Origin of the sequence: Mucilaginibacter sp., assembly GCF_036383575.1 — a bacterium.
GTDB lineage: Bacteria > Bacteroidota > Bacteroidia > Sphingobacteriales > Sphingobacteriaceae > Mucilaginibacter.
This window is the reverse complement of the sequence record NZ_DASVOB010000387.1, coordinates 12628-27163: the sequence shown is the minus strand read 5'-3', so window position 1 is coordinate 27163 and position 14536 is coordinate 12628. Positions and strand designations below refer to the sequence as shown.

Annotated in this window: 6 protein-coding genes and 1 pseudogene; 2 read left to right on the top strand and 5 right to left on the bottom strand. The window is 39.5% G+C overall.

All coding sequences use genetic code 11. The features are described 5' to 3' along the window. Window positions 1-1386 (bottom strand): sigma-54 dependent transcriptional regulator (locus tag VF500_RS13580; RefSeq protein ID WP_330860188.1); only part of this gene is annotated, 1386 nt, incomplete at its 3' end. A 2052-nt stretch (window positions 1387-3438) separates the two neighbouring features. On the opposite strand from VF500_RS13580, the pseudogene VF500_RS31785 reads away from it, so the two are divergent. Then, window positions 3439-4005, top strand: a pseudogene (locus VF500_RS31785) (sigma 54-interacting transcriptional regulator); the annotation flags it as partial. A 463-nt stretch (window positions 4006-4468) separates the two neighbouring features. Beyond that, on the top strand, window positions 4469-6787 hold the full coding sequence (locus VF500_RS13570) for a histidine kinase dimerization/phosphoacceptor domain -containing protein (RefSeq protein WP_330860186.1): 2319 nt from the start codon (window positions 4469-4471) through the stop codon (window positions 6785-6787). Window positions 6788-7167: 380 nt separating this feature from the next. Here the strand turns inward: VF500_RS13570 and VF500_RS13565 are convergent, their stop codons facing one another. The 4 genes from VF500_RS13565 to VF500_RS13550 form a co-directional block, all read right to left on the bottom strand. Continuing rightward, on the bottom strand, window positions 7168-8487 hold the full coding sequence (locus tag VF500_RS13565; RefSeq protein ID WP_330860185.1) for a hypothetical protein: 1320 nt from the start codon (window positions 8485-8487) through the stop codon (window positions 7168-7170). A gap of 90 nt (window positions 8488-8577) precedes the next feature. Then, window positions 8578-9897 (bottom strand): hypothetical protein, encoded by a 1320-nt coding sequence (locus tag VF500_RS13560; protein ID WP_330860184.1) that lies wholly within the window; start codon window positions 9895-9897, stop codon window positions 8578-8580. A gap of 175 nt (window positions 9898-10072) precedes the next feature. Next, window positions 10073-11704, bottom strand: a complete 1632-nt coding sequence (locus tag VF500_RS13555; RefSeq protein WP_330860183.1) for a DUF6734 family protein — start codon at window positions 11702-11704, stop codon at window positions 10073-10075. A gap of 47 nt (window positions 11705-11751) precedes the next feature. Further along, complete coding sequence (locus tag VF500_RS13550; protein ID WP_330860182.1) at window positions 11752-14523, bottom strand: TonB-dependent receptor; 2772 nt, start codon at window positions 14521-14523, stop codon at window positions 11752-11754. Window positions 14524-14536: the final 13 nt, after the last annotated feature.

Sequence of the window (14536 nt, the reverse complement as noted above, 5' to 3'; positions counted from 1 at the left end):
CCTGCTGTTTTTTTTCAAGCCGGTCTTTTCAATATTTAGTTTTTTAAGGCGTGAATTCAGTGTCGGAACCTTGATCCCCAGTATCTCGGCCGCGCCGCCCGGCCCATAAACTTTCCAGTTGCATTTCATTAAAACTGCAAGGATATGTTCGCGCTCAACCTCTTCAATAGTTCTCATGTAATCCGTTCCGCTGCCACGTCTTGCGGGCTGAGCGGTCAGGTTTCCAAAACTCCGGATCATTGATTCGCCCGAAAGCAGGATATGGCGGTGAATAAGATTTTCCAGCTCCCTGACATTTCCAGGCCAGTCATAGTTCATGATCTCCTGCATTGCCTGTTCGCTAACCCCGGCAACCTTGCTATTTTCAATTCGGCTAAGCTTAGTAATAAAATGATTCACCAGCAAAGGAAGGTCATCCTTACGTTCACGAAGCGGCGGCGAGTTCAGGGGGAAAACATTCAGCCTGTAATAAAGGTCTGCACGAAATCTACCCGCTACCATCTCTTCCTGCAAGTTACGGTTCGTTGCGGCTACAATCCTGACATCCACTTTTTTTGTAGTACCGCCGATTACTTCTATTTCCTTTTCTTGCAAGACCCTCAAAAATTTGGACTGCATTTCTAATGGAAGCTCACCGATCTCGTCGAGAAATATAGTGCCGCCATCGGCCTGTTCAAAGCGCCCCGCGCGTTTGTCCAACGCATTCGTGAAGGCCCCCTTTTCATAACCGAACAGCTCAGCCTCGATAAGGCTTGCGGGCAGCGCGGCACAATTCACTGATATCATGGGATTTTTGCACCTGGGCGACAGAAGGTGTATGTTTCGGGCGATCAGCTCCTTTCCGGTTCCGCTTTCACCGCATATCAGTACAGAAACGTTGGAATGGGCGATGCGCATTACATTTTTATGCAGTTCAACCATAGATGGTGACTGGCCGATTACATCCGATATCAAATAATCAGTTGCCTTTTGGTCAACTGCTGAAGACTGCTGCCGGTTTAGCGATTGATTTTCACTATGGGCATATAAAGCAACTTCGAGCATAATCAGAATATCCTTTTCCCGGTAAGGTTTTGCCAGAAAGCCATATGGGCGGGTGGTTTTGGCCGCATCAAGGATCTGTTGCTTTGAATTCCCTGACAGGTATATGAAAGCAATATTTTTCCTCGAAAGCAGGCCGCCGAGATCGATGCCTGTTTGCCGGCCCTTTAGCTGAATATCGATCAGGACGAGGTCTGGCAATTCTTTTTTAATGATTTCAACAGCCTCAGCAACCGAACGCGCAATAGAACAAACACGGTAGCCGGCCCTTCTCAACAACACCTCAAGATTGTTAGCCTCAATATATTGATCCTCGACGATCAGTATTTTAGCTTTATACTTCATTTAAAATTCCCCCGGAAAGTTGGTTTCAAGCTTCAGAAATTAAATTTTAAAGTAATATTAGCAAATTTCAGCCAGTCCTAAAAAAGTACATACCGAGGGCTGCTTTACCATAACATTGAAAAATTTAATTCTGCATTGATTTTGTTTATATATCGTCAATTTATATTTCCAATTTAATGATATACCAACAATAATTCGCTCCAGTTTCCATCAAGAACCTGATTATTAACGCCATACAAACAAGGCATAAGGTTTGCAATAAAGATTCAAAAAAGTTCGATCTTTTTTATTTACTCCAGCTAAGCGGGAATTAGGACGGCATGACTACGTGGTTTTTCATATCCGGTCAACCTTTATCTGTCAACTCAAGTGTAACACATTGCGATCATGCAAAAATCTATAAACAATGAAATAGACAGGCCGAACCAAATAGCAACGGCATTGCGTTTGCGCATCGAGGATGTTCATGAACGTGCCGACTTGATTAAAATGTTAACGGACTTATTAAAAACTCATTTTAATTTCAACGGAATATTTATTCAGTCGGTCGACCCCCATACCGGAACTTATTACCCCTTTCTGATCGACCATCATTCAAAAGCGCGCGATCTAAATGAATTTAAGGCGCTTTCCAATACAAGAGCATCGATTCAGGATCCGATTGTACGGGATGCTATAAAGGCCAGACATAGCTTTGTTGTTTCTCTGAAAGACTTTACCAGCATGCCCGCCGTGCCTTACTGGATAAAGATAAATTTTGAGTACGGCATCAGAAAGGGTTTGGTCACCCCGTTGCGAATCAAAGATGAGGTTGTAGGGGTTTGTTATATATGGTTTGATAATCAAGATCCATTTCGGGAAGGTTTAGCAGATGTGATGGATGCGATTTCATTGGACCTCGGATTCGCGGTCTCAAACACGATGATCAATGAAATGCTGACACGGAGGGAATCGTCGAACGAATTGCTTTTTGCATTCAGCCGCGATCTGGCGGAAGTTAAAACCCGCGAGGACCTATCGAGGACTGTAACGGACGGATTAAAAAAGTTGATCACTTTTAATGATTTTTTCATTATCGAGCTGGTGCCTGATGAGGTGCATCCGAACTTCATTCTTTCCAGCCTGCAATTAGGGGCAGCCGAGTTGCAGTGGTTGTATACAAATTCCTTTATTAAAGATCTATTCATGGAAACCGCCGACCTTAACATGCCCTTGATATTTCAATTGTCGGATCTCGAAACGACAGACCCGCCGCTATGTTTTGGCTCACGGGGCAATGAAGAGTCGGAAGAGTTGCTTTTGAAAATCCTTCCAGGCCCTTCCGGCTCACAGTTCGGGCTCATCCTTATATCCAATAAGACCAACGTATTTGATTTGTCTGACAGGGCGCTGATCCTTCGCATTTCAGGTCATCTTGCCACTGCAGTTTCGAACGTGGTAATGCATGAAGAACTGGTCCGCCGGGAGAAAGACAAAGAGATACTGCTCGCCTTCAGTCATGATATAGCATCGGTAAGGAATAAGGACGATCTGAGGAAAGCGATAGAAAAAGTAAGCGGGCAATTGTCGAGCATTGCCCGGTTCGTCATACGCGGCATCAACGATGACCAGGAAACGATGACCATATACATTTATGATGATAAGGTTAAGAAAGGAGTTGAAGAAAATGGTCAGCAGTTTATTCTGAATAAAGTATTTCCGTTAAATGACGGTATTTCGGAAGTAGTTCTTGCTGGTAATGAGACCATGGTGTTTGAACTTCAGGAGTGGATCGATGCGGGAAAAGCATCCTCCTTCATTTATTTTTGGCGGGGCCTGGGAGCCCAGAAATGTGTGGCGACACCTTTGAAGACCGGCGGCCGCAACCTGGGAATTTTCTGGGTGGATTCTGAATATCCGGATGTAAAGATGATAGGCAGCATTTGTGCCCAGATATCCATTGCGATGTCAAACATTCTTGCAAATGAAGAACTGCTTAAATTCAAACAGCGGTTAGAAGTTGAAAATGAGTATTTACAGGAACAAATCCGGCAGATCTATAATTCTTCAGAAATCATCGGCACAAGCAGCGCAATGCAGGAGGTTTATCAATTAATGTCGCTTGTTGCAAATTCAAATGCCAGCGTGCTTATACAGGGTGAAACAGGAACCGGCAAAGAGTTGATCGCAAGGGGTATACATGAATCCTCACAACGAAAAAATCAGATCATGGTTAAAGTGAACTGCGCGGCAATGCCTTTAAACCTAATTGAGTCGGAACTGTTCGGCTATGAAAAAGGAGCTTTCACCGGTGCGTATGAAAAGCGGATCGGTAAATTTGAACTCGCTCACCGCGGCACGCTTTTCCTGGACGAGATCGGCGAACTTCCATTGGAAATTCAGGTAAAGCTGTTACGGGTACTTCAGGAACGCGAATTCGAAAGATTAGGGGGAAAAGTGACCATCAAGGTTGATGTCCGGATCATCACAGCTACTAACCGTGACTTGAAAACGGAAGTCGACGCCGGCAGGTTCCGTTCCGATCTTTATTACAGGCTAAATGTTTTCCCTATACAACTACCGCCACTACGCGAACGACGGAAGGATATACCCTATCTCGCTCACTTCTTCCTGGGCAGATACAGCAAAAGTCATTCATTTAAGGTTACAGGAATTTCGGCAGGGACGATGAATGAGCTTAAAGCTTACTCATGGCCCGGAAACGTAAGAGAGCTTGAACATATGATCGAGCGGAGCGTACTGCTTTCTACAACGAAGAATCTGACTAAAGTTTATCTGCCGGATTCAAAAACCGGTGACTGCGCGGGATCAGTTGATATGAATAACCTGGAAAGCGTTGAAAGACGGCATATCATCGAAATTCTATCCAGATGTAATGGCAAAGTATCCGGAAAAGGTGGCGCGGCCGAATTGCTAAAGCTGCCGTCTTCCACACTCAATTCAAAAATGAAAAAACTGGGTATCACGAAAAGTTCAGTTGTTAAATAAACAGACAGATTATCGTGAATTATTATTCATTGTTTATACGTATTATAATCTCTAAATTTATGTTGGTTGATGAACATTTGTTACCCACACATTCATGAAAAAGTGTCAACTGTTTATCCTGCTGCTATTCTTTATAAAATCATCATTTGCGCAAACCAGCAATTTTGATGAGTTGCCTTTGCCCATACTTCGACAAAAACTTGCATTAAGTAAAAGTGATACGACCACCGTTAAGCTGCAGCTCGCCTTAGGCCATTTAATGCTTTTGAAGGCTTCGGCAGGTGCAAATGACATTGATTCGGCTAAAAGATTTTCGGCTCAGGCATCGGCGCTCAGCCGAAGGCTTAGCTTTCAATTTGGGATCATTAATGCAATGCTGCTGAATGCGGAAATTTTATATTCTCAGAAAGACCCCGATAATGCTTTAAGGATCGCTCAAAACGCACTTGCATTTTCCATAAAACACAGAAATAGTGACGGTGAGGCGAGATCATACTATCTTATATCAAGGTACTATTCCACTTCCAACTCACTTGAGAAGAAATTATATTACGTAAACAAGGCGGTTGCCATTTTCCGAAAGGACAGAAATTCCCTGTGGTTATCTTTTATGCTGACAAATGACGCCGACTTGCTGTTCCAGGGCGGGCGAAATTCGGAAGGTCTCAAATTACTTTTCGAAGCTTTAAATCTTGGTAAAGCGGTGAGCCGGAGAACCGTAGAAGGTATCTACTGGAATATTGGCAGGGTATCGATGAGAACAGGCGATTACACCAACGCCTTAAAGTATAATTTATTAGCTATTAAAACCGCCAAAGAGGTTAATGATACTACCATGCAAGTTGCCTGGATAAAGCATCTGGTTGCTTCCACTTTTATAAGACTTGGAGATTATAAGAGGGCAATTCCATATTCAGTCGAGGTAATGAAAATGGGGAAACGTTTCAACGCCCCCTTTTTCACGATATTGGAATCGTCGTCACTTGCTTTTGAGTACATCCACTTAAACAGGTTAGCTGAAGCGCTGACTGTTCTGAATGAAATTAAAAGTAATGCCAAAAATGATAAGGACAGGCTTTCGGTAAACCTGGATTTTCTTTATAGCCTGATTTATGCAAAAAAATTATCAGAGGCCGGAGCGTATGTGCAGGAAGTAAAAAAACTACTGCCGCTGATTTCGAAAGATAATGTCGCGGTAATCCTGAATGCCTGTAACGGGCTTGCTTATTATTACTCGGAAACAGATCAACTTAATGCGGTTTATCGATATTCGGACCTATACACGGCACTGGCACATCAGCTCAGTTATATTGAAGATATCGATATGGCAGAAAACCGGTATTACAAGCTGGCTATTGTAAATCGCGATCCAAATTCTGTGATCGGGCATTTTCTTAAAGGCCAGCAGTTCAGGGATTCTGTTTATAATAGAGTAAAAGCCTATCAGGCGTTTTTGCTGGAAATGGAAAATGAGACCCTGGCAAAAAACAGGCATATCGACTCACTTACCCTCGATGCTCAAATAAAGGAGATCAAGCTAAAGCGCAACCAGCTTATTCAGAAGGCAACTATTTTCGGTTCGGTAATGCTCTTGTTCATTACCGGTCTGATCTACAGCCGATATAAATTGAAGCAGCGCAGCAATACTTTGCTGACACAACAAAAAGAAGAGATCGATCAAAAGAACAGTGCGCTTCAACAACTGATCTTAGATAAAAACGCACTATTGAAGGATAAGGACGAGCTATTGTCAGAAAAGGAACTTTTATTTAAAGAGGTTAACCACCGCGTGAAAAACAACCTGCAGTCGGTTATGCTATTATTGGAAAACCAGGCCGCAACGCTTGAAGGCGATGCATTTGATGCGGTAAATATTAGCAGACATCGCATTTATGCCATGTCGCTCGTTCATGAAAAACTGATCGAATCTTCAAAATTAAAATCAGTAGATATGGGCATATACCTGCCTCAGCTGATCGAACATATAAGAGATAGTTTTCAGGGCGCGGCCCAGGTAAATTTCAGAACCAGAGTCGAAGAATTGATTATAGATGTTTCCCTGGCGCTACCCTTAGCCCTTATTGTCAACGAAGCTGTAACTAATGCGTTTAAATATGCGTTCCCTGACCAAAAACATGGTGAGATCTTTATTGCATTCGGAAAGATTAAGGAACAGATAAGGCTGGAAATAGCTGATAATGGCGTAGGCATGGACAACCAGTTAAAAACCAAAGAAAACGGCGGCACGGGTTTTAAATTAATACGGGGTTTATGCGAAGATATCGATGCGAAAATAACCATCAAAAATGCGTCCGGAACACGGATTGTCATACAGTGTAATAATGACCGGCAGCAGGAAGAAGTAAATTTAGAATTGGTTTTAGCTCATTTACCAGATCTAAACACGAAATAACAGATACTTGTTAGCGATGAAACGGAAATCGTGTTTGGAGATTGATTTTAAAGAATTCAATAAACTCCATCCACAGTAAAATGAAAAACTCTACGCCACACCCATCACTCACATTAGGGGTTTACGACAAACGAACAAAATTTTCGATAGGTCTTTCGTTAAAGACATGTACCTGGTGTCCATGTGATACAGGTACTAAATTCATTTGTTCCACGAACAAAACTATTCCAGCAACAGCTCTTATCCGGCAATCAAAATTCAGTTTTTTGAGCTTCTTCCAACTTCCCGTACCCATGAAAATGGCGATTTTTGTTGGCTTACAAAGTATTTTCAATGTAAAATCGACCTGCGTTCATCGGTAATGATGTTCGGTAGTTTTATCAAATCAATTGAGAGTCCAGGTAGGCCGTTTTTGCTTCATATATTCTCTTTAGTTGGGCATTTGCGCGAGTAAAATTCCTGATTAACATCTCTTTATCATCATTGTTTCCTTTTGATACATCAGAGTAGCCGAAGTATTTTTGCACCGAGATAAACGGGAAAAACACCATTTTATTAATCACCATTTTGGAAAGCAAAATATCTGCAACTACATTATTATCATAGGGCTCGTCCAATATTTTCTGAAATACGGGTTTATACAAAATAGTAAATTGTGTGCAATGGGAGTAGCTTATCCAAGCTCTATTGTCTGTAATAGGGACGGCCTTAGCCAAGGCGCAGATACCCCCCAGAAGCATCTCGGCCTGCTGCAAATAAGCTTCCATAATATTTTTAATTAAAAATACCCTGGAGTAATCGGATGTAAACGCATGATCATCTTCACAAATAATAATTACATCGTCCTCGTTTTCAATAGCTATTTTTATAATCTTACGAATAGTTTCCCATAAGCCAACAGCGCCGATTGGATTTTTGCAAGCTTCGATTATTTGAACTTTGAACTCATCTTTTTCAGCAAATTGCTTCTTTATATGTTCCAATCTTTCCGTTCGTTCCGGAAGGTTAATTATATATGTTGGAATAACTATGTTATCATAATCCTGTTCATTTAAGTCATGTGCATTTTCAATGGAAAAGGACTTATAAAAGGCAGAAATGTGTTCTATTAGTTCAATTTGTCCCGAAATATTTAAACTTGGTCGTTTCACGCCCACTTCATTATTTTTTGACTTTGAACTGGCATCTTCTGATTCTTTCAAATTTGATATAAATGGATATATAAAAAATTGGCCATTTGTAATTGAAAATATACTTTTATCCGCCAATAATATATCCTCGAAAAATGAGCGAAATATAATTGTAAACTGCGATTCCGGAAAGTTTTCTACCCAAAATAAGTTATTTGAAACCCTTATTGCACTCCCAAATGAGTTTACGTCACCACATAAAATATCTGCACCTAACTTTTTTGCCTGCCTGATACATTCTAATAAATTATCCGTCGAATAATTATCTGTAAATTGATGACTGTCTTTACATATCAAAACGTAATCGGCGCTTGTACTTGCTACCTTTTGTATAATTTGTTGAATAGTTTTCCATAAGTCGCCTTTTTTATCTTCACCGATAAAGGGTTCCATAAAGTTCACTGCAAATTCCTCTTTCCCATTAAATTCCTTTAAGCTATTTTCTTTAAAGGCCACCCGGTTTTGGGGGTTAATAATAAAAGTGGGGATACATTGTCTTGTTATATTCATTTTATAACTATTAATAGGTGATGAGCACGCAATCATCGACTGATTGTTCTTAAATATTTTGAATCGAGATATTATTGCATATAATAACTGTCAGTACATTTGTAAACTCGAGTAAGTAGCCCTCGCTTCATATATTCGCTTTAATCTTGTGTTTTCGCGATAAAACGACCTTGCAAACAACTCTATATTTTCATGATTACCTTTAGTTACATCTGAGTAGCCAAACGGCTTTTGGGCGGAGATAAATGGAAAAAACACCATTTTATTACTTACTATCGTTGAAAGCATTGCGTCTGCCGTTACCGTATCGTCATAGGGTGTATCTAATATTTTATTAAATACAGGTTTGTATAAAATTATAAATTGCGTGCAAAACGAAGTACTCACCCAAGCTCTGTTAGCGGTAACGGGAAGGGCTTTATGGAACTCACAGATACCGCCCGAAATCATTTCCGTATGCTGTTCATTAGCTTCCAGTATATTTTTAAGTAAAAGTGATTTGGAATAATCGGCAGTAAACTGATGATCGTCCTCACAAATAATGATTACATCATCTTCATTATCCATAGCTATTTTTACTATCTTCCGAATGCTTTCCCAAAGTCCAACCGCACCAATCGGGTTTCTGCATGCTTCAATTATTTGAACATTGAACTCATCCTTTCCGACAAATTGCTTTTTTATATGGTCCAGTCGTTCTGGTCGTTCGGGAAGATTAATAATATAGGTTGGGATAGCTACATCATCAAATTCATCTTCGTTAAAATCGCCCTGCTTTTGCCCGGAAAATTCCTTATAAAATGCTGAAATATTATCTAATATTTCAACTTGTGCAGAAGCCCATCCCCTTTCATTTTCCGTTCTGCTTATTTCGGTATTGATTGGTGATGCGTTATCACGAACGGGTTCCTTCTTAAGTGAGATAAAAGGATATATAAAAAATTTACCATTACTAAATGGGAAAATTTCATAATCACTTGTTAGAATGGGTTCGAAGAATGAGCGGAAGATAATTGTAAATGGCAATCCCGCGAAATCTTCTACCCAAAAAATATGCTTTGAAACCCTTAAGGCACTTCTAAATATACCCAACCCACCACATAAAATATCGGCGCCTAATTCTTTGGCCTGACTAATGCACTCAAATAAATTATTCTTTGAATAACTATCGGTAAATCGGTGATCATCCTGGCATATTAAAACACAATCGATATCAGTTACCATTACTTTTCGGATAATGTGCTGAATAGTTTTCGGTAGGCTTATTACATTATTTTCATCAATTACGGGCGGTACAATGTTCACCAGAAATTCCTCTTTTCCTAAAAATTCATCCAAAACAGTTTCTGTGCCATATGTACTGTTATTGCTGTTAATAATAAACGCGGGGATAAAGGTTCGATTTTTCATTTTTTTGCTTTGTGATTATTGGCGCGGTAAATTTTGTTTCCCTTTTTTATAGAATCGTCATCTATGTTTATATTGCATATCATCCAGGCTGTTTTGTTTACTTATATTGGCCGGCTTCTGAGCATAACAATCAATGCGCAATCGAGCAAGATAAAGCCTGCATCTTTATATACTTTTATTTAAAGGCTTTAATTATTTTGGCTTGTAACATAAGTTTTATCCTTCCGATAATTAATAATTCAAATTCGGCTGAAGAAGCTTTAAGATCATCCGGCTCAAAAACGGACTTTATTTCAGTTAATACCTCGTTTATTGTTACTGGCTGTTCTGATATCTGTAACAATCTCATATCCAAACCATCAATTATTGACAATGAATAGCCCTTGTAATGGCACTCTGGTATAATGCATACATAAACAACTGTTGGAGTTTCATTTAAATTTAGCGGGCGTTTCTTTATATTTTTACTATTTTCAGTATCAAATGACCTCCAGTCAAACGAGCTTTCCGTTATTTGAACTATTTTATCTGCTACGATCTTCTTAGTATAACTATTACCTCTGTCTGCAAAAATGTATTCAAAATAATTAGTGTGTACGATATCTCGTTTATACAGAAATTCATTTGAATGTTGAGAAAAATCGTTTTCTATAATGTCAGTAAGCCTCGCCTCAAATGCCTTTGCATCACTTAGCATTTTAGAATATATGGTATCATCTTTATTGTTTGTTTCTGTATTCTGGATTGCTTCTAATACGTTTTCAACTATTTTACTTTGCAACTCACGTTTGGTTTCTGAATTAATACCGGTATTTTTTTCAGAAATTACCATTGCCGGACTTTGTTGGCAGGCCTTTAAATCAAAATATCTATCTGTTAAATATTTTTCGGTGGGCTTATTAATAAAATAGTAATAATCTTTTTTTAAGGGAGTCTGTTGATTCTTAAATAAAGCAATTATCCGGTAATAATATTCAGGATAGTCCTGCCTTAACCTGTTTGCCAGCTGTTGACAAACATTCGAAGTTCTTTTAAATTGACCTATAAGATGCAGATAGTTTTTGTTAAAAGGCACTTCTGTAAAATCTCCGAAGGATTTATATTGGTTATCAGGAATGATGTCATCAAATAACACATTCACCTTTTTATCAAATTTAGCTGCGAGGCAATAAAAAAGATATTGTTCGAAATATATATTGAAAGCGCCAACAGTAATATTTGAGAGACAGTCGGCATTATTGCTTATTGTTTCCTTTGCTCGTGTTGTATAAAGGCTAAAAAAACTCAAGTCATTGCCGCCTATGATCCCGGCGTTGTAGGCATATATCTTATCTTTTTTTTCTTTTTCTTCTGCTACTTCAATTGGAATGTAGGTTAACCTGGTTTCTAATTCTCCAAATATATTTTCGTAAAAGTTTGTCCCAACCTCCAAATTCTGCGCTATCAAATCGCCATGAAGTAGTTGTTCATCAAAAGATTTCCAAATAATTACATCTCCGTCTACGTGTAAAAACGGAGTGGTTTGTTGCGAATAGGTGTGTATCTTGGGCAAGCCCCATAATTCAGATGGGTTTTGATTGAATTGATCAAGATCGCATATTACATCTGTATATGGAAGTTGTAGGGCATCAATCAGCATTTTCGCTGTAACGGTATCGGCATGTAATACAACATCATCATAATATTTTTTTAATTGCAGACAGCTTAAAGCCCAGCCCATTAAATGATATTCGGGAGAATACCAACCAGCATTAAATTTCAGCATATCTTTTTGGTTACATGCCCAGGAAGTTTGAACGATTTTCATATTGGAATTTTAATTGTGTAAATGTTCTAAGCCATTATTAAGCCCAATTAATGAATAAAGCTCCCATCTCCCCGGCGTTTCAGGGGCTGACCGTTATGCGTCGGCGTACCTCCCCATTTTTGCAGGTTTAATTTTAACCCCACCAAAAAATATCGACTTAAAGTATTTGATTGCGTGTAAGTTGTAGATTGCGGTGTAACCGATTGCTGTAAAAAGTTGTTCTGATGTAATAAATCGAATACATCAAAGGTGAGGGCTAAACTCTGTGTCCACATTGAAAATCGCTTTTCCAAACCGGCATTAATCACCAGCGGGTTCTGTTTATAATTTGTAAAGCCCGAGATGTAATTCTTGATAGCATTGTAATGTAACTGGAAATTTCGCGGTAAATATATCTGACCGTCGACAGCTAATTTGATGGTTTGAATGGTGTTTGATGTTGCATTTAATGTATTGGTGAATGATCTGTTGACTTCGTAGCCTATATAAGGGCTTATTATAAACTTATTGTCATTTAAACTTATGCCTGGGCCAAACCTTTCATTGAAATCCCATTCGGATGTGTGGTACGATATGCTATTGCTTACCGCATTGGAATAGCCGTAGGTAATACTTCCGTTTAAGGCAAGATTATAGTTACGATCATTTAATTGTTTTGAAATTGAATACCCACCTGTTATTGCCTTGTCGCCGCTTATATTAACATAATTAATTTCATTGATGGTTTTATTTAATGCAGCCGAGATTGGTGATGTTACCTGCACTATATTGGTAGCCACCTGATTATCATATAATCTTCCGCTTACATTGAAAGAAATATTAAACTTATCATTAGGAAAATATTTGTTGTAACTGGCGGTAACGCTATGGGTAAAGGTAGGTTTAAGGTGAGGGTTACCTATAATAATATTATTTGGATCAGATCTGTCTGTAAAAGGTTGTATTTGTTGAAACTCTGGCTCGGTATTGACACCTGAATACGCTATTTGAAATCTCTCGGAATTTGACCAGGAATAGGAATATCTGAACACGGGTATGACCCTAAAATCCAACCGGGAGGTAGAAACATTATTGGTAGTATTATTGTCTACCTGGGTGCCTGATAGCGCTGTTGGTACAAATGTTGCGCCCAGTGATAAATTACTCTTTTGACCATTATACCGGTAATCAACCGTAGCCCTTGTTTCTGTAAACGAAAAATGATAAGTATTCTCTAACCGGGTGAGTTCTTGTAACTGACCACTCGCCAACACCGTATCCGATATAGCTTTATTGTCATAAACAGAGTTTCTTATTTGCCCGGTAAATTCAAGTTGCGCCCTCACGGTTAACGGCTCAACGTAAGTAATAACGGAACGATAGACTTTGCTGTTGCTGGTCTTGTTAATGATTAAATGCGACAGGGAATCCTTTACCAACGTGTTCTGCGTTGTATCAAGGTAATAACGGTACTCAGTGCTTTTATCACCCTTTATCCGGTTATTTGATTGGGTAAAACCAATTTGTACAGAAAAATTTCGTTTAGGTTTTTTAAATGTATGTACAAGTAGTGCGGTTAAACCATAACCATAGCCAGTAGTAGAATTAATTGCTTTGAGGTTTACCACAGGGTGCTCAAATCCAGTAGTAAAATAATTTAAATTACTTGTTAGGGCACTGGTGGTTACCGAGGAATTAATATCACTGAATGTTGCGTTGATTTGGAGATAATTGGATTTATCAATATTATTCTCCAGTTGAAATTTTACAGCATTGCCCCTACTTGAGTTTTCAACCGTGCTATTGTTACTAAAATTACTTGCCCCATTGCTTGAATTTGCAAATCCATAAGTATTGTTTATTGAGTTTGTATTATTAAAATTATAAACGTAACTACCGGTGGCCACTATTTTACTGCTCCAGTCGTCGGTATAACTAAAGGTGGGTGATCCGGATTGAGTTGTTCCGGGAGTGGATATCACCGAACTTGTTGGCGATGTTGAGGCGACACCATTTACAGTGCTGCCTATATTGCCAATGAAGTTTATTACCCGGTTAGCATTTATATTCTGAACCGAGAGTTGTTCATTGTATCGGCCGTTATTTCCTTCTTGCGATACTATCCGGGCAATGGTACCAATTGACTTATCGGCCCTGGTGGTGATGTTCAATGTTTTTGAAGGGGCGCCCTCTTTAATCCCTGTACGCGCAGCCTGATCTCCATAATCATCAACTATCTGAATTTTATCTACGATGGAAGCCGGTAAATTCTGGATGGCCTGTGCTACGTTGCCCCCTCCAAATACTTTACCGTTAAGCTTGGCTTTTGTCACTTGTTGGCCCTGATGTACCAGTGTACCATCTGCTCCAACTTCCATCCCCTCCATTTTCCTCAGTAACTGATCCACGGTAGCGTAAGCGGGTACTTTATAATCGCTGGCCCTGTATTGAACAGTATCCGTTTTATAAACAACCGTGGGCGCTCCGTTAATGTTGACTTGCTTAAGCTTATAATATTGATCTTTGAGCGTAATTGGGGCCAGTACAATTTTTTTTGCCTCATCATTGTTTAAATACCGGCTTACTTTGGTTGTAAATCCTATTTCGGATACGGTAAGTAAAAATGTAGCCTCCCTTACGTTTTCGAAAATAAAAATCCCGTCTTTATCGGAGGTTGTCATGAGCGAATCTTTTGCAGATTTTAGTATGACGGTGGCCCGGGCAACCGGCGCTCCGGAACTGTCCTGCACAATCCCACTAACCTGGCGAAACTCCCTTGCGGATAACGTCAGTGATCTGTTATCGGGAATTTGTTGCGCCTTTAAATTTGTCGCTATCATTAAAAAAAGGGTT

Coding starts and splice junctions, on each gene's coding strand:
- VF500_RS13570 (WP_330860186.1), top strand. CDS start 4,469: ATGAAAAAGTGTCAACTGTTTATCCTGCTGCTATTCTTTATAAAATCA.
- VF500_RS13565 (WP_330860185.1), bottom strand. CDS start 8,487: ATGAATATAACAAGACAATGTATCCCCACTTTTATTATTAACCCCCAA.
- VF500_RS13560 (WP_330860184.1), bottom strand. CDS start 9,897: ATGAAAAATCGAACCTTTATCCCCGCGTTTATTATTAACAGCAATAAC.
- VF500_RS13555 (WP_330860183.1), bottom strand. CDS start 11,704: ATGAAAATCGTTCAAACTTCCTGGGCATGTAACCAAAAAGATATGCTG.
- VF500_RS13550 (WP_330860182.1), bottom strand. CDS start 14,523: ATGATAGCGACAAATTTAAAGGCGCAACAAATTCCCGATAACAGATCA.